The sequence below is a fragment of the Paradesertivirga mongoliensis genome, from assembly GCF_024436395.1.
Lineage (GTDB): Bacteria > Bacteroidota > Bacteroidia > Sphingobacteriales > Sphingobacteriaceae > Paradesertivirga > Paradesertivirga mongoliensis.
On sequence record NZ_JAFMZO010000004.1, the window covers coordinates 579,305 to 598,139 of the forward strand.

10 protein-coding genes are annotated in these 18,835 nt (G+C 44.1%); all 10 read right to left on the reverse strand.

Annotation, left to right across the window (positions count from 1 at the left end):
- Positions 1-73: 73 nt before the first annotated feature.
- Positions 74-808: a DUF3826 domain-containing protein gene (locus J3P43_RS18030; RefSeq protein WP_255905052.1), complete on the reverse strand. Its 735-nt coding sequence runs from the start codon at positions 806-808 to the stop codon at positions 74-76.
- 24 nt (positions 809-832) lie between these two features.
- Complete coding sequence (locus J3P43_RS18035; protein WP_255905053.1) at positions 833-3,586, reverse strand: alpha-L-rhamnosidase; 2,754 nt, start codon at positions 3,584-3,586, stop codon at positions 833-835.
- 1 nt (position 3,587) lies between these two features.
- Positions 3,588-6,353 carry a glycoside hydrolase family 2 protein gene (locus J3P43_RS18040; RefSeq protein ID WP_255905054.1) on the reverse strand — a complete coding sequence of 922 codons (2,766 nt, stop codon included), beginning with the start codon at positions 6,351-6,353 and terminating at the stop codon, positions 3,588-3,590.
- Complete coding sequence (locus tag J3P43_RS18045) at positions 6,353-7,798, reverse strand: sialate O-acetylesterase (RefSeq protein WP_255905055.1); 1,446 nt, start codon at positions 7,796-7,798, stop codon at positions 6,353-6,355. Before J3P43_RS18045 ends, J3P43_RS18040 begins: the two co-directional genes overlap by 1 nt.
- A 1-nt stretch (position 7,799) precedes the next feature.
- The gene (locus tag J3P43_RS18050) at positions 7,800-9,650 is read right to left on the reverse strand and encodes a sialidase family protein (protein WP_255905056.1); all 1,851 of its coding nucleotides are present in this window, start codon (positions 9,648-9,650) and stop codon (positions 7,800-7,802) included.
- Complete coding sequence (locus J3P43_RS18055) at positions 9,650-10,582, reverse strand: glycoside hydrolase family 43 protein (protein WP_255905057.1); 933 nt, start codon at positions 10,580-10,582, stop codon at positions 9,650-9,652. The genes J3P43_RS18050 and J3P43_RS18055 overlap by 1 nt, the downstream gene beginning before the upstream one ends.
- A 152-nt stretch (positions 10,583-10,734) precedes the next feature.
- Positions 10,735-12,144, reverse strand: a complete 1,410-nt coding sequence (locus tag J3P43_RS18060) for a glycoside hydrolase family 140 protein (protein ID WP_255905058.1) — start codon at positions 12,142-12,144, stop codon at positions 10,735-10,737.
- A 2-nt stretch (positions 12,145-12,146) separates the two neighbouring features.
- Complete coding sequence (locus J3P43_RS18065; protein ID WP_255905059.1) at positions 12,147-15,275, reverse strand: DUF6298 domain-containing protein; 3,129 nt, start codon at positions 15,273-15,275, stop codon at positions 12,147-12,149.
- A 13-nt stretch (positions 15,276-15,288) separates the two neighbouring features.
- Entirely contained in the window at positions 15,289-16,926 is a 1,638-nt protein-coding gene (locus J3P43_RS18070) for a pectate lyase family protein (protein WP_255905060.1), read from the reverse strand.
- Positions 16,927-17,178: 252 nt separating this feature from the next.
- A complete protein-coding gene (locus tag J3P43_RS18075) occupies positions 17,179-18,831 on the reverse strand; it encodes a pectate lyase family protein (RefSeq protein ID WP_255905061.1) in 1,653 nt (550 codons plus the stop codon).
- Between the last annotated feature and the right edge of the window lie 4 nt (positions 18,832-18,835).

Genomic DNA, 18,835 nt, shown 5'->3' on the forward strand with positions numbered 1-18,835 from the left:
TGGATTTGTCTTACGCTGACAGGGTTTCGAAGCCTGTCAGTGTTTATCTATCTACTTACTTATACTTATACTTCTACTTATTCTTTTTCTCTGCCGCAGCCGCAGCATCAGCAGCTTTTTTCGCCTTTACCATGTTAGTATAATCTTTATACATCTGTTTCCAGTTCCGTCCGTTTGAGTTTAGATACTGCTCTGACTTGGTTTTATAGATCTCAAAGATGGCCGAGATCTGCTCCATGTTTTTAAAGTCTATCGCCTGTTCACGAGCCTGTTTTAAGAACTTCAGGATGGTTGCTTCCTCTTCTGCGGTAATATTTGGCACAATGGCCTGATATCCTTTCATAGTAAAAGCAACCTTACCGATAGTATATTTATCCAAAATAAGTTCTACCTGCTCTTCACTTAAATCTTTTCTTAAGCCACTCATCAGGTCTTGATGAATACTGACAGGCATGGCCGAGTTAGCGATAACTTGTCGGTCCAGATTGGAAAGCTTTGTTCCCGTTACCGGATTAATTCCAGCCGGAACCGTCGTGTATGGATGCTCATTGTGCCAGTCGCGAGTAGTTTTCAGATGGTTAGAAATAAGCTGTTTAAGCCTCGATTCTTTTGCTGCATCGTTAAGACTTAAAGACTTAACCCATTCGTCGGCCTTTGCATCCATGCCCGCGTCCGATTTTATCCGAGCCTCGGGCGACATGGTTTCTGTTTTCGGCGCAGCCGGCGCCTGACTAAATGCGTCGAACGACAGCATGGTAGCGGTTACTATTGCCGCGCTAAAAATCCCTGATTTTAAAGTTCTTTTCATGGTTTTATCTTTTTGCACTATTAACTATATCGATGAATTAAAAGAGTAAACTCCTGAGCCAAGTTCATATACGGCCCTGTTACTCTCCATTTTAATAAATTTCACTCCAGCAGCAGAACCGGCTTTCTTTCCTGATTCAGAGACAGCATCCGCTGAGTTTGCCGGGACATATACCAAAGCTTTTGTATTTGCCGGAACCGTAATCTTCCAGGCGAAAGCCTTCCCGTCTTTCTTCCAGTCGCTGCTTATTAAACCGTAGGGCGATTTATAACTTCCCTTGGCATAATTGAGTCCTTCAATCATTTCTGGTTTCATGATGATCTGCTTAAAGCCAGGATTCGAATAGTCTGACTTAATACCAAGTAAGTTTTCATAATACCACACCATCAGATCACCCAGCATCATCACATGGTTTTGTGAGTTCATTTTAGGATTAGCAGTATTGCCGTTCCAAAGTTCCCAGATCGCGGTAGCGCCATTCTCAATCATATATCCCCAGGAAGGGTAAGTTTTCTTTGAAACAATCGTATAAGCCAGATCCGCTCTGCCGATATCTGAAAGTGTGCGCATTAACCACTGGGTACCGACAAGTCCTGTGCTCAGATGACCTTTGTTTTTAACTTCGATGATGTTTGCGATTTCGCGATGTACTTTATCCTTGTTCTGATCCTCCACTAATCCGAAATGAACCGCAAGAAGATTATCAGTAAGCTTATTTTCACCGTAATACCCCTTCTCGTTATAGAATTTTTTATTGAAGGCAGTTTTAGCAACAGAAGCAAGCGCTTCAAATGAGGCTATATCAGCGTCGTTGCCAGTCAGTTTAGCAAAACGGGACATCATGTTTAAGTAATGGTAGTAGTAGGCTGTCGCGATTAACATGCTTGGATGTTTCTGATCCGCATTCACACCACGCCCTGCTTCAATACTCTCGGGCGGGGCGCACCAGTCGCCATAACTATCTTTTGTAAGAATTCCCTCGTCGTTTAAATATCTGGAGTGCATATAAAGCAACCACTTCTTCATTGCCGGGTAATTAGTATGCAACACCGAAATATCACCGGTTTGACGATAAAGCATGTCGGAAATCATAAGAAGTGTGCCCGGCCAGGTCATATTATCGCTGTAATAGCGCCAGAAAGCCGGTGCAACATCGGGGATAGCCCCATCAGGTTTTTGAGCATACCTGATATCCTGAAGCCACTTATTGTACAAAGCCGTATTGTCAAACAAGAAACTTTCTCCGTAAGCCTGCGTAGGCCTGTCGCCCAGCCATGGTTGGCGCTCGTTTCGTTGCGGACAGTCTACCGGCATACCTTTATAATTCGAGGCTATTCCCCACCAGGAATTCTGGTGGATTTGGTTAAGAAGAGGGTTTGAGCTCTCGAACGAGCCTACAGTTTGCATATCATCATACACAAAACGTGCTGTAAAATCATTTTTAGACGGTGTACCGGGATAACCACTAACTTCCACATATCTAAATCCATGGTACACGAAACGCGGTTCCCATTCTTCAATACCCTGTCCCTTTAAAATATAGGTATCAGTAGTTTTCGCATCGCGCAGATTGGCAATAAACAACTCACCATTCGGCTGCAGCGACTCTGCGAATTTCAAAGTCAGCTTGCGGCCTTTTTCGCCTTTTACGCGGAATTTTACCCAGCCCGACATGTTTTGTCCAAAGTCTATAATGTGATTCCCATTGGGCCGTTTAGTGATGGAAACCGGCGCAACGTCCTGCATCACCTTCATAAACTGATTCATTTGGGCTTCGTAGGTACCGCCTGGTTCTTGTACATATTCAGGCTTCAACCAGGCTTGCTCATTAAATCCGGACTGGTTCCAGCCTGGCATTTCCTTGCGGGCGTCATAATCCTCACCGTCGTATTCATTGTTTGCCAGAATGGGGCCATTGGCTGTACCTTTCCAGCTCTCGTCTGTTTTGACAGTTAATTTGCTACCATCGGCATAGACAATATTTACCTGCATCAATAACTTAGGAAAACCGAAAGTCTTCTGTTTGTACGCTTTGGTTTGACGCATTTCAAAAAAGCGACCGTTACCCAGAATTACGCCGATAGCGTGCTTCCCCTCTTTCAGTTGCTGCGTAACATCGAAAGTGTTGTACTTTATATTTTGTGTGTAATCGGTCGGTGCCGGAGCAAGAACCTGGTCGCCGATCTTTTTTCCATCAATGTAAAGTTCGTATAACCCTAATCCAATAATGGATGCAGTGGCCGATTTAACGGGTTTAGTGGTAGCAAATTCTTTTCGGAAATATCGTGCAGATAACCTTGGCTGATCGGCGTTATCCCATGGAAAATAGCGATCAAAGCCAATCCAACGGCCTTCCCAGTCTTTGTACTGATGTAAACCAAGTGTCCATGAAGCGTTTTGGCTCCAATCTGATTCGCCTTTATTCGTCCAGACCTTAACTTTCCAAAAAGCCTTCTCACCTTTATTCAAAGGTTTTCCCGTATATTTTACATACTGCGATGCGCTTGAATTAACCTTTCCCGAATTCCAAAGGTCTCCCTCATTGGTCCAAAGCTTTTCTGCTGTCGAGGCTACCAGGATCTGAAAAGCTATTTGCTCTGTTCCCCTTTGCAGGGAAACCGTTTCCCAGCTCAACCTTGGTTGGAGCACGTCAATCCCGGTAGGGTTTGACAACATCTCGATACGAAGGTTCTGTACAACTACCAGCACTTCATTCGTTTTGAATGATGTGAGACTGAGCGTTGTCATCAGAATAAGAAGCCCTTTAAATAATTTCATCTTATCGTCCTGTAAAGTCAAAGTATAATGTCATGTTCAAGGCCCTTGCAGGCTCTTTCTCGTAGTCGTAAAACACATTCTTTCCAGCCATGGGGCCACTTCTGTCGGCACGCTGGGTTTTTGTGCCAATACCCGGAATTCCTTGCATAAATGAGATATCTCCTGAAGGAAATATCGGTTCGTAATTATGCCACTGGTCGGTTTTCCAGGCTGGAGTAAACAGGCGCAGGAATAAATCCTCATTCTCGGTAACCACCGAAAAAGATTGATCTGTAGTGATGAATTTACACCAGTACATATTCGAATGATATCCTTTAAATTCGGGATATACCCATTGCTCGCCAGTTTCGGTGCTGTTATATGCCTTGTTCCAAATGCCAAACTGGTTTCCTTTTAAGCGGTTCCGCCAAACGCGGTAAGGCCCATTACCCATATACTCGACTCCCTTGATCTTCGCTTCAGGGAAAGAGAAATTGATACCGACGAAGTTTGTCAGGTATTCCGCAGGGAAATACTTTACATTCAGTTTAATCCATCCTGAAGGATAAACCGTCCACTGTAAGGTATTGTAAGCCGATTTTCTGTCGAAGGTTGATTCGATAATAAGATTTGTACCTTCCATCCGGTGTTTAATATTCTGGAAGTTCGTTGCACCTTCCTGAACAATTGGTCCGTTGGTAAAAGGGATCACACCTTTTGAATTTTCTACCCGTTGAAGAATCCCTGTACGTTTGCTGAATCCGAGCTTAATGCCGTTAACAGAAACATTGTAGGTGGTATCGGCCTCAGTAATGGTTACCTGAGAATTTCCGTCTTTTACCACCAGTCGTTTTGCTTCTTCCTGAGGTAAGGTAATTGGGAAGCTCCATGTAAAAAGTTCCCGGTTGTGCGGATCTGTAGCGGTGATGTATAAAACATCATACTTCTTCCAGTCGGCCGGGAATTTTACTTTTAATGTACCTTTTTCGAAAGGCTTAACATTTGGCGCCGGAATAGCTCCAGTCTCAGCAGCTTTATTTTTAAGACTTTGGAACGTATAGCGGAATTTGCATTGATTAAGATTGGTGAAATGATATCGGTTCTCGACGTTAAAAACACCATCAAAACCTTGTACGATATCCCTGCGCTCAAAAAACACCGGACTCCAAACTTCTTTTATCGTGAAATAACTTCCTTCTTTTTCATGATAAGGTCCTACTATTCCGTCGGCGCCTCTGAATTTATCCGTATCGAGTTCCCCGTTCTTATCCGTACGAACCACCCCCTGGTCGGCAAAATCCCATAAAAAGCCTCCTGCAGCTTTAGGATGGTAAAGCATTTCTTTCCAGTAGTCTTCCAGACTTGCTCCGTGTCCGCCGTCAAATTGACCATGTAAGAACTCGGTGGGAAGAACAATGCTGTGGCCATGCATATAGTTCCCTATCCCGTAATTGTACTCGCGGTAATGCTGAGTATCAAAGCCATTAAAATCTTCCCAGGGGTGCAAAACCGGGCGCTTTTGAATATCCAATTCTGTGAACAAACGATCTAGTTCACGATTATGCCCACCTTCGTTACCATTAGCCCAGAAAACGATTGATGGATGATTCACGTCATGATCTAGCATTTCCTTTACCAATTTGGTACCGGTTGGAGTATCATAATGTCCGTGCCATCCCGCGAGTTCGTCCATCACATATAATCCCAGAGAATCACAGACTTCTAGAAAGTGATCGTCGGGAGGATAATGAGCCATACGAACAGCGTTCATGTTCATGTCTTTCATCAGGTTAACTTCCTTGATGCTAAGATCTTTGCTGGACGTTCTGCCCGACGTTGGCCAGAATGAATGGCGGTTTACGCCTTTAAACTTGATTTTAGATCCGTTGACATAAACGCCATCACGTTGCTTTACTTCAATAGTGCGGAAACCTATTTTTTGATTTATGGTATGAACAGCCTTACCTCCCTGGTAAAGTGTGAAGACCGCTTTATAAAGGTTCGGAAACTCTGAAGACCATAATTTTGGAGAAGCAAACCTGCCGGAAATTAAGGTAGAAGACGAATTGCTGATTGGTTTGCTTAGTGCAGCGCCGAATTTCTTTCCGTCAGATGTATACAATTGTACGGTGATTCTATCAGCCTTTGAAGAATGAAATGCCTGAGCCTTGAACAATCCGTTTGCTTTCGCATCTATTGCAACCCGTTCAATGTGGCTTACCGGAAGCGATTCCAGGAAAACCGGTCTGAAAATTCCGCCGAAGATCCAGAAATCAGCTTTGCGTTCTGCTTCATTAACCGATGGGTTGGCCGAATGCTTGGCAACGCTAACCTCCAGGAGATTGGATTTTCCATAATTAAGCAACTGGCTAATATCGTATTTAAATGAATAAAAAGCACCCTGATGTATTTCGCCAGCCTGTTTACCGTTTACTTTAACCTCGGTATCGGTCATGGAACCTTCGAAAACAATGTTTACTTTTCGTCCCTTCCAACCTGCGGGAACATTAAACGTGTGTTTATAAAAGCCACTCTCCTTACCCCTAATGCTATCTTTTGTAAAGCCGTAGTCGTATTTGCCAAAGCCCTGCAATTCCCAGTTGGAGGGCACTGCAATTTTCGACCATTTGCCTGCATTCATCCCCGCCGAAACCATAAAATCCCATTGCACAGTGTTATCGTTACCTGTGCCAGAAAGATATAGTTTCTGAGTCTGCTGCGCCATTACCGGGCAGAACGACAGGAACCAAATGGCAAAACAAATAATATGGAAGTATACTTTATTCATTAATCTATCTTCGAATATTGACTTAGTAAAGGATTATCGCTTCTAAAAGGCCTCGCCGGCAATCCCTCCTTGTTATAAAAATTTGGCTGCGCTGTTTCATCCCAGGCGAACCGAACCGCCGTTGGATTAGCAACTTTATCTGACCAAACAATAAGTTTTTCTTGTTCTATTATCGCTTGCGCGGGAAAAAATTCACCATCATTACCCGCTATCAGAAAGTGCGAAAGCGGCTGGCCATCTTTACTCATCAAACCAGATCCAGCTGTATTGAAGCTAAGCTGCGCCTTATTGCCTTTCACCTTCATTTTATGAAAAACCGGTCCTGATGCGACTATTTGTTTGAACCCGTAACTCTTAGTCAAAGTAACGAGAGCCAGTCGCCGGCCTATTTCCCACTTAAATCCAGGATGAATATCGTCCAGATTATCTACCAGATCGGTTGTAACTATCATTCCGGTATTTTTAATATTCAGAGCCAGTGTCTGAGCTTCCCGGAACTCTGGAAGTGTCTCTTTTGTCAGGGCAACTTTCCCTTTTGATTCAGAATATTTGAAGGGGGCTATTTGCACATAGTAAAATGGAAGTTTCTTGTCGTCCCAGGCTGTTCTCCAACTATTAATCAGCGTTTCCATTTTATAGGTATAGCTCAGAGTTTCTTTAAGAAAACAGTTGGTTTCCCCTTGATACCATAAAAATCCCTTTATCGCAAAAGGAATAAGCGGAGCTATCATCGGATCATAGAATTTCCCCGGATCGTTGCCAACCTTTTGATCTTTAAACCTTGGCGACTCTACAAAAGCATTGGCCGGAACCCATGGCTCTAAAGCGCTTCCCGGAACGGCGGAAGAAATAATCCCGATAGGGGTATTCAAATTCTTGTAAAGCTCTTTTGCGAAGAAATACCCAGCCGCAGAAAAAGAACGCAAAGCAGAGTCACGTGCCACACTCCAGCCCCTATGTAAAGGATCTGGCTTAATTAGCTCTTTCCGGTTCACTAAAAATATCCGGATGTTATCATTCTTTGCGTAGTTCAATTCATCTGCGGGGCTATAGCCATTCACAATTGGCCGGCTTTTTACTTTACTGTTTTTGCGCATGGTGTATTCCATGTTCGATTGCCCGGAACAGAGCCATACCTCTCCTACAAGTATATTATCAAGCTTAATAGTATTTGTCCCTGAAATGACCAGTGAAGATGGTTTCGACGAAGCTTTCAATGGCTTTAAAACCACGCTCCATTTTCCCGAAGCATCGGCGAGGGCCTTCTTCGTCTGACCGGCAAATTCCACTGTCACCTGCTCGCCGAGCGATGCCGTCCCCCAAATGGTTAAAGGCTTTTTTTGCTGCAATACCATACCGTGCCCCAAAATCCGGGGCAATATTACTTTCGCTTCCAGACCGGCTGAAAACAGAAGTGCGAATATGATAAATGCAGATCTTAACATCTTAATAAGCAGAGGTTTTAAACGACTTTATATAATATACAGCTTCAGCAACCGGTGTCCCGGGATTTTCCAAGTCGTAGCTCTGATCAGTTGGTGTATCCGCGTCTGGAAAGCGGCGAACATCGCCGGTACGGAAAACTACCCGTTCAAACGATGGAACCTGTGCGAATTGAATCTTCGCTCCTCTGCTCTGGCCATTAACCAATACATTATAAATTCGCTTATCGCGATCAAGTTCTATGCGGATATCATACTGCTTGCCCGCTTCGTATTTCATTATGCCTGAATTTCTGTAACCGACTTTCGCCTGAAACTCACCCTCAGCATCAAAAATTAATCTTGAAGCAGCCTGACCTTTAGCGTCGGTGAATTCGATTTGCAAACTTCCTTTATCGGCTTGCGCCGGAATGATTGAAAATTCTACAGCCACCTTCTTTGATGAAGGAATAACTCTCTCAACCTTGGCGTAGTCGTAGCGGTCCTTATCCCGTAAGGTTAAAGCATTACTACCATCCGCTGTTTTTTCGATTTTTACAGAAGCCCAAAGCGGACTGTAGATATTCCACAATTTCAAGTCTGATAACTTTGTAAACTGACCGAAATTCTCATTTGCATGCGAAGAGACAGTAGAAACCACAGGAATAGGAACACCAGCGACCCACATGTCTTCTTTATTCATGCTGTAGGTTAGCCACATTTTACCATCAGGAGGATTTCCATTTCCTTCGAGAATACCGCGGATGTATTGAGGACCGTACGACTTATAATTACCGCCATAACGCATGGGAGAAATCTCACCGTTTACTAACAATAGGTCTTTATAGTCCAGTCCGTTATCACTGGTAGAAACCGCCAGTGGCCAGCGAAACTCCGAAGGATTATATACTGTAGCAAAACGTCCGTCAGAAGTACGTTGCCCCCAGATCTTAGCATTACTATTTACAAATCCAGGCGCCCGAAGCGGATCGTATTTCCATGATCTGCCGCCGTCTGCGCTGATTGAAGTTAAGGCGTGTTTCCACAATCCAACCACTCTGCCATCTGGCAAATGGTAATAACTTAAGGCTTTAACGGGGCGCTTAAACGGAATTAAAGGATCGTTTCTATCCGCTTCCTCCACCATTTGCTGCATCATCAATGGGTTGGCGAGGATTTCATTGCAGGCTTGAACAAAACCTTTGTCTTTACTTTTGGTGTAAAAAGGATATTGCGACTTCTTCGGATCCCATGTCGAGTTGTAGCGCAGGAAATAAATCGGTCCGTAGCTCCCGTCTTTTTTAATCTCGCGAACCACCCGGCCGATTCCTTTCCCATCATTTGGATCATCTTTAGCATCCATTGCGATGCCGTAATAAGCCAGAGAAATTAACCTATTTTTTTTAGAAACATAAAAGCCTACCCGCTGATGCATGGTGGCATACAAATCTTTTGCTACTCCCGGATATCCCTCTTTTTTCCAGCCATCCGGAATTTTATAGGGAGGAAATAATATTGTCGGTTTAGACCAGTTGTAGCCATCCTTTGAAGTATGCAGCAAGGTTTGGCTTGGTGGAATATGTTCGCCCACCGGATCGCTTAGATATTCGAGAAAGAAAGTATTATTCCAGTATGCCAGCATAGGTGCGTGGTTATAGGTCCAGCTAAAGCCATCATTTAGTTCGGGCCGTTCTCTGTTCGCTCTAAAAACCTGAATGTTATGTACACCAACTGCCGGACTTAGCTGTCCGTGGTGATAATCTACATTGGAAATTGTCGTACCGGTATATCGTACTGTATCCTGTGCCTGGAGCTGTGTAAAGCTTAGAGCGCCAAGAAGAAAAATTAAACCTTTGTTATATTTTAAATCCATCATTACTTATTCACCTTTGCGGTATCGATACCCGCAGTTCTCTGTAATCCTTTTAAAATCGCTTTATTCGCCTTGAAAATGGTTCCGTGTTTATGCCCTACCGGGACACTGGTCTGGCCGGAAGCATCTGTAAAGGTTTTAAAATCGCTGGTTTTAACGCTTCCGTACTTTTTATCCCGGTAGGAATCGAAATAAATCAGATACTCATCGCCTACTTTAGCAACGGATGGACCCTCTGTAAAATTACCTGTAAAGGGTTCCGAAACATTAGTATAAGGGCCTACAGCTGAAGTTCCAAAAGCTACTTTAATGTTGCGCATAGGGCGAGTGTTATCTTTCAGTACCAGCACAAAATCATTTGCTTTTCGCCTTACAATTACGGCATCGATCACACTAAATCCCGGATCGATAAAAAGCTTGGTCGGACTGAATGATTTAAAATCTTTTGTAGTGGTATAGTACATCCGGTGGTTGTTATCTTCTTCTTCCAGTTTTTTCGGGAAACGAAATGGAATTGTTGAAGCCCAGATAATAATAAATTGCTCATTATCCTGATCGTAAAACAACTCTGGTGCCCAAACATTCACTGTTGTTGGTTCGTGCTCCATTACCGGAAGGAACTTCTGTTCAGACCAGTTAACCAGATCTTTCGAACTGGCATAACCAAAGCCTTTATCGCCTTTCCAACTGCTTGTCCACACCAGGTGAAAAGTTCCGTCAGGTCCTTTTACGATAGATGGGTCGCGCATTACTTTCTGATTTCCGATCTCGGGTTTTAAATACACTTTATTAAGATCATTCCATTTATAGCCGTCATAGCTGTAAAGGAAGCGCAGGCCCTGATCTGCGGGCTCATGAAAAGAAGAGAATAGATACACTTCTTTTGAGCAGGAAGACAGAAAAACGACAATTAATATCACTAAATATCTTTTCATTTACACTTGAGCTTTATCTCTTTTCAATCTGTTTCTTTTTACGTTGTGTCCTCTCGACTACGGGAGAGATCTTCTACAGATGTTGGTGGGGACACCAACACCGGATTCCAGCGCCGTGGTTGGTGTCCCCACCAACCGCTAAAAATCCATCACTACAGACTATCGAGTATCAACACCCAATCATTCCCAGGCTTTTCATCGCCCGGAGGATTGAATTCCTTGGTACCCTTATTTTCAAACTCCCCTATGGTAGTAGTTTTTCCATCACGCGGATTAAACCATGAAGCTTTAACCTTCTCCCCTTCTATTTTGCCCATATTAACGTTAATGTTTCGGCCGGTATAGGCGTATATAAAGGCATAATTTTTCCCTCTGGTAGCCAACAGGCGATTGTACTTCTCTCCGTTTTGTCCGGCAATCAGAGACTGATCAGGCACACGCTCCAAAAATGGGCGGGAAAGCATCAGATTCTTTAAATGTATCATCTGCCCCGCACCTGGAGCGTTGATTGCAGATGTCCACATTTCTTTCGAACCATAAGCGCTTGTAGTATCTGTTGGTTGATGCATTTGCATCACCGAGTTATGTCCGTAAGTGTATCCAAACGCTCCTGAGAAAACCGACCAATAGCCATATCTTCTTACATCGTAATCCTTCCAGAGCACTTCCGTAGTATCGTGTAACCCTTGCGGGATCATTTCATACGAAGGTTCGCCATCGATGGTAGGTTTCACCGGACTCAAGGCATAGTCATAATCCATAAACTTCCAGTTATCTTCGCCGAAGTGACGCTTCTCTTTTGCCGATGTATCCTGATCATATCTTCTATGGCCAGATTGCACCATGTTGAAATCTAACCACTCTTCATTGTGGAACCACTCAGAAGACGCAGTTCTGCCTCTTGGATGAAAGGTCATTAAATGTGCAGTATCAATTTGTTTGATGGTTGAGCCGATTACTTTCCATACGTCCAATGAATCACTTCCCGGGATATCGCCACCATTTAACCAGATGATGTTTGTCCGGTCTTTATACCGTTTTGCTAAAAACTCTGAATAAGCTTTTGCTTGCTTCTGATCAACATGACCGCCTTTAACATTTGATCCCCAAACCGGAACGAGGGCCATATAGATGTTTTTTTCTGCTGCTTTATCGATGATATAATCGATATGATCCCAGAAATCATATTGTGTCGAGTCCGCAAATGAATTACCCTGAGTTGTATCGGGTTTTGCCACATCCAGGTTTACCAGTGCTGAATCTCCATAAGCATTTACCGAGTTAGGCACATCGTGCAAAACCATCGCCTGGATTACATTAAAGCCTTTTTCTCTTCTGTTCTCAAGATATGTATCCGCTTCTTCACGTTTTAGTTTATTGAATAAAAGCCAGCCGGTGTCGCCCAGCCAGAAAAAGGGTTCGCCATCAGCGGTCACTAAAAAGCGTCCGTTCTCCGAAACCCTTAAAGCCTGTAAACCGGCATCAGTTGTAATTTCTTTTTGCGAATTACAAGCCAGTAATCCGATAATTAATAAACCAACGAGAGATATATTTCTTAGCATATTTAGTTTTTAGATACCCACAGAATGAGATTTCCCCCCTGGGGCTTTTTAAAATGAATAATATCCTTACCGCTCTTATTCCTGTCCTCTTTTACGATTGCTCCTGTTCTTAAGTCGACCCAGGACAGGTTAAAAGTTCCTGAAGTTTGGCTAAAGTCAACCGGCAGGGAGTCGGCACCGGGATTATAAATAATTGCGTTTTCTTTATTGCCCAAGCCCATCACACCGTTTTTATCTTTCACAGGCTCCATGTCAGTTGCTTGTTGCAGCATACGTTTCGGAAGATCAGCGACAGCTGCTAAAGAACCTCCTGCAAGAAAAGAAGCAAGTGCGAATTCTTCGCTGTTATCTGCCGAATAGAGCACTGCCTTTTCAGGATATTTATCCCGGTATTCTCTAACCGCACGGTAAACCTGTTCGAACGAAGATTTCTTCGGCTTTAACAAACGTGCATGTTGCCTTGGCGCCAAATTCTGCCCGCCTTTAGGTTCATAAGCGCTGCCATCTGCCTGATAGTGCCAATACTTGATGTCGATCATGTCGACTACCGATGCTCTGTCTTTGTCTGCAAGAATCGCATCCTGAACATCCTTGGTTGTACTTAAGCTAACTAAGGCATTTTTCCCTTTCTCTCTTTCCCACTCTTTGATAACATCCAGCCAGAACTGTACAAAGTGAAGCGGGCCGGTATATTCTGCACTGATCGATTGAATTACCCCGGAGTTAGCTGCGAAATTGTCGAGGCATTTTCTGATATAGGCTTTGTGCAACTCTCTTCTTGCGGGATGGCTGATGTCGTAAAACTGCTCGGCCATAAAAATTCTTTTATCGCCCGCATACGGCACAGGTTCAGGGAAACCGGTATTGTTAATGTTGTTAGCTGGTCGCCACGGAAAATCTGCATAATGAGCACCAGCTTCGATAATATTGTGCTGAAAGTAGTTCTCATGTATCAACACCAAACCTTTTTGATCTGCCAGGTTTGCAAACTCTTTGAGTCGGTTCCAATACCAGTTATTGTATTTTGTAAGGTCGTATTTGCTTAGTCCATCCCAGGCTGTTCCTTGTCCGCTGCGGGCAAAAGGCTGCTCATAAAATGGGGGCCAAACCTCTCCGTCCATCCTTCTCACACGTTCGTGATCGTCCCGGCGGCGGTCGTACCACAAACCATAGTTATGTTCTAAAGCCACAATGTTGTTCAGCTTCATACTGTCGGACATCGTTTCAAGATCGTCGGTTAATCCTCTTCCGGTTTTTCCCGGCACGAAACGGGTAACATGAGGCGTTGCTCCGGCTAAGCCGTGAGGGCGTGAGCTTCCGCTCCACCAGCGTATATCGCGACGCTTGCCGGTAATTAAAGTGTTATCACGAACCAGCAAACCGTTTTGAACTTTAAATTCTCCGGCTTTTCCTGAGGTAGTAATTTTCCTAAGACCGATCTGATCGATAGTCTTTACCCCTTTGGTGCTTATAGTGATCGGATTTCTCGACGCTGCCTGGTCGATAAAATCCGACAAAATTGGAAGAGGTTTAGCCGCCTTGGCAGTTAGCGCCATAGCAACGTCTACAGACGGACTGCTGGAAGCTTCCGTATCCATGGTTAATAGCTGAATCCGTGATTGGACTTTATCGCCCAGACGATCTTGCAATTGGGCATAATATAGACTGCGAGGTCTGATATGTTCGTTAGACATTGCCCAATAACCATCGCCAAAAAACTGTGCCCAGGTACCGAAGGCCCAGTTCTGAGCGGTTGGAGGTGCGTAATTGTCTACGCGACTGGCAGAGCACTGCCAAAAAACACTATTTGCCGCAGTCCAGCCGGCACCCTGGCCAGCAAGCCAGCGATTGGAATAACTCAAAGCCTGCCCGTCTACATTAACAATGTCGAATAAAACCCCCGAAGCCCAGCTGTCGATCGTGCCGCTAAAACTGTATGGCAAACGCGATTCGCACTGAACAAACGCGTTAGGTCCGGGAGCGCGATATCCCACAGCAAAATCGTGATAACCACCTTCTGCATACAGTCGTTGAAAAAGAGTTTGCTGACCTTCGGTGATGAACGTATAACGCCGTTGTCCGCCAATTTCTGAAACAGGCTCCAGTGATTTACAATCCTCAACGGTTATCCGCTTTGCGCTTTCCTGAACAAATACTGCAGAACCGGCAAAATGACGGAACTCCGTTTGCCTAACCCAGGCATCGACTACATTTTCGAACGAAATAGCCATCCAGCGATGATCTTCATCCTTCAGATTGGCGGGATTATAGGCGGATTTAAGTTGAAGATTTTCAATTCCGATATTGTTAATACGACCCGCCCAGGTGTATTTGGCAATAAATCCTCCGCCAAAAGCGGTATCAAGGGCATTTGTTAGAGGGGCATCAAAAGATATAGTGGAACCATTGATGGCGGTAACTCTTCTATCCCAAAAAATATCACGCTGACCGGGTTTCCATCCCAGATAGGTTTCTCCACCACCAAAATGGCCGGCTCCTAGCTTATCAATCCAGGTTTGAGTGGAAGGGCGGCGGATTTGGATGTAATCTCCGACTTTAAGGCCGTTTACATTTACAACCGAGACTTTCATCGCATTTACAGGAACATACGCCTCAGCAATCTTTTGTTCGGTCGAATTACGTTTATCGGCTTCTCCTGCGACCGAAATCAAAGTCTCCCGGCTTAAGCCTGTTCCTAAAATTGTTGTACCATTTTCTCCAGCGCCGCTTCCACGAAGAACAACACCCGAAGCGTTGATTTTAAGTGATCCTCCAACGGAAAACAAACCTTTATCCAGTAAAACTGCTCCACGGAAGCCATTTTTATCTACAGGCAGAGATGAAACATAGTCAATCGCTGATTGAATTCTTAAGGTAGCATCACCCTGTTTAAAAGGAACGAAAACTTTTACATGAACAGTCGGAATGGCTTCTTCGCCTGCCTTGTATCCTGCAAAAGAGAAGTCGGGAATCCTGTCACCTTTTTCGTTCGGATGATAAACTAGTTTACCTTCCTTAAAAGCAACCGGTTCTGGTGCTGGTTTCGGCTTTTGAGCCAATACAAGCGTGTTACAGGCCAAAACACCTGTAAAAAAACTAAACTTAAGAAGGCTGGTGACTTTGAAAATCATCTACGCTGTGTTATTATAGTGGTTTAACTGTGTTCAATTGAACTAAACCATTCAAATATTCTTCGATATTGCTGTATCCGTCTTTATCTCCGTCCATGCTGGCATCAGCGGCGTTTTTAGGATTCAATTTGTTTTTTACTTCCCAGGCATCAGGCATCCCATCATTATCCGAATCCTTGTAAGGAGTTCCTTTATACTCGGGGTATCCGCCAACCTGGCTGATATCTGTAATTATACCTGATTTGTAAGAGTCTGACGGCAGACGACGTTTGATAAACTCTTTGCCTACATCGGTTTTACCGCCTTCTTTGTAATATATTTTCCCTGTTTTCACAGTTTCGATGATCCTGGAATCAACCGGATCTCTTTTGGGTAAACTCGCTCCTACATTTTTCAGAACGTAATTATAGGCATCCTGAGCAGGTATGATGGAGACCTTTGCCATTGGCATAGGCTGGTTAACCCGGATACTATCGGTGTATCTGCCTGCATCGGGCATATCTTCGATCTGAACACCGCCGTCCCAGTTGTTTTTTGTGACCCGCTCGTTTCCTTCAATGATATTACCACTAACGTATACTTTACCGTAAAGCGTCTTTTTATCCTGAGAGCGACCAGATTCAGGTTTTAGAATACGATGCCCAATTGGCTTGTCACGCGGTGTCATCGGACCTGGTTTGTAATAGTTATTGATAAAATTGTATAAAGAATTATTGTCGCCGCCATCAGCTGAGCGGTTCCACCAGTTAAACACCACGTTGTTTACAAATCCAAAATCGCCATACATACCGATGGATGGATTCCTGCTGATATTATTTGCCCATAAATTACGCATAAAGGTGCTGTTCAGGCCACCAAGTGTGCTTCCGAAGGAATGATTATAGGTGTCTAATGCTTCAGAAAAGATAGAATTCTGGATGGTGATGTTCACTGTCGGAAGCTTTTGCTGTTTTCCATCGCCTGCATCATATACGTGGCGATACATCGACATATTTTCGTCTAATCCCCAGCTTGCTGAAACATGGTCGATGATGATATTTCCCACCGGATTACCTCCAATGGCATCATCTCTCCTCAACACGTTCGTTTCGCCACGGCGGAATCTGATATAACGGATCACCACATCGTGTGTATTTATCCAAACCGATTCCCCTGCAATGCAAATTCCATCACCAGGCGCAGATTGTCCGGCTATAGTGATATACGGTGCCCGTATGATTACAGGAGAATTTAAACGAATAATTCCGGCTACGTTAAAAACTACAATCCTCGCACCTCCCTGTTCACAGGCTTCGCGAAAACTACCTTTTCCGCTATCGTTAAGATTGGTTACAACGTATACTTTACCGCCCCGGCCACCGAAGGAGTATGCGCCTCCGCCCTCAGCGCCAGGAAAGGCAGCCACGGGAGATTGCGGAAGATCCGAAGGCTTTGCAGCCCATGGAATAAATGGTTTACCGGCTTTAGCTTCTTTTTCAACTTGAGGCAATGCATTTGCCCATGCTATGTCCGACAGTTTTTTAACTTCATTTAAGGCAGAATCGCCTTGCTTTTCCAAAGCTGGAGGGATGGTAGGATACTGGGCGAAGACCGCCTGACTAGATGCTACAATAAGAAGGCTAAGCAGCCCTTTAAATATTTTGTTCGTCATGAATCGAGTTTAAAAATTCGAAATAGCTTGTGTTAAACCGAATAGTTTAAAGCTTATTACCTAAGCAAGCTTTCTCTAAAGGTTATTTAATGATTAGAACATATAAACTATATACAAAAATAAGGTTAAAAGCCCCGATATACTGTATTATTTTCTCATGCTATTATAGCATTTTACCATACACAAAAGCTCTTGAAATCAAAAAAAATGGGGAGTAACCAGCTCCCCATAAACCAACTAACCAATGAAGTCTTAAGGTTTCACAGTAGCAACTGCAACCACGCTATTTAAATATTCTTCGATATTTGTATAGCCATCATTATTTTTATCCAGGCTTGCGTCTGAAGCATCTTTAGGGTTTAATCCGTTTTGAGATTCCCAGTTATCAGGCATACCATCATTATCAGAATCTTTATAAGGTTTTCCTTTATATTCAGGATATCCGCCTACCTGACTGATATCGGTGATAATACCACCTTTATAAGAGTCGATAGGCAATCTGCGATGTTCGAATTGAGTTGCAGGAAGCTTTACGTTTTTAGGTGTAACGATCTTTCCGGTTCTCACCTGCTCAATAACCCTGGTATCTACCGGATCACGCTTAGGCAAGGAAGCCCCCGCGTTGTTTAAAACGAAGTTATAAGCCTGCATCGTGGGAAGTATAGCAACCGGAGGCATTGGGAAAGGCTTATCCACTTTCATAGCAGCGAAATATGGCTTGGCTGCACTGTGGCTCATCAATTCTCCATCTTTACCTTCTACCTGGATGCCACCGTTCCAGTTATCAGCTGTGACGTCTGCATTTCCTTCAACGATATTTCCTTGTACATGCGCTCTGCCGAAAACGACATACGGCAATTTGCTTCTTCCTGATTCTGGCTTAAGAATACGGTAGCGAAGCGGCGTATTTGGCGTAAGAGGTCCTGGTTTGTAATAATTGTTTATGATATTAAAAGTGGCTTTATAGTCGCCGCCATCTGTAGATCTGTGTACCCAGTTAAATACAACGTTATTGGCAAAATTGAATAAACCATTCCAGCCGATGGAAGGGTTTCTTCCTGCGTTGTTGGCCCAAAGATTACGCATGAAAGTAGCATTTTCGCCACCTAATGTGCTTCCAAAAGCGTGATTCCAGGTATCCAATGCTTCAGAGAAAATAGAGTTTTGGATGGTAAGGTTCACCGTACCCAGTTTTTCTTCTGCCTTGCCGGTGCTGTCATTATACATATGGCGGTACATCGACATGTTTTCGTCTAATCCCCAGCTGGCAGAAACGTGGTCGATCATGATGTTTCCTATCGGATTTCCACCTATCGCATCATCGCGGCGACCCACATTGGTCTCTCCCCTTCTGAAACGCATGTAACGGATCACCACATCATGCGTATTGATCCATATTGATTCACCGGCTACACAAACACCATCACCGGGTGCTGTTTGTCCTGCTATTGTGATATATGGTGCGCGAATGATCAGCGGACTTTTCAAACGGATGATACCGGCTACGTTGAAAACAATAGTACGTGCACCACCCTGTTCGGCGGCCTCACGTAATGTACCCGGACCGCTATCGGCCAAACTGGTTACCACGTAAACTTTACCACCACGACCACCAAAGGAAAAGGCACCGCCCCCCTCTGCACCAGGGAACGCCGGGATTGAAGCCTGAGGTAAATCTGACGGACGTCCGGCCCATGGAATATATGGTTTTCCTTGTCTGGCTTCGGCTTCAATGATCGGAAGAGCTTTTTGCCAGGCAATATCTGATTGTTTACGAGCTTGATCCATCATAGCAGCCGATGCACGGCCGACTGCCTCCGGAACCTTTGGATACTGCGCAAAACTTGTGAGTCCTATTCCGCATAGGCCCGCAAGTAGAAAAGAACGTTTTAAAACTTTATTCATGCTT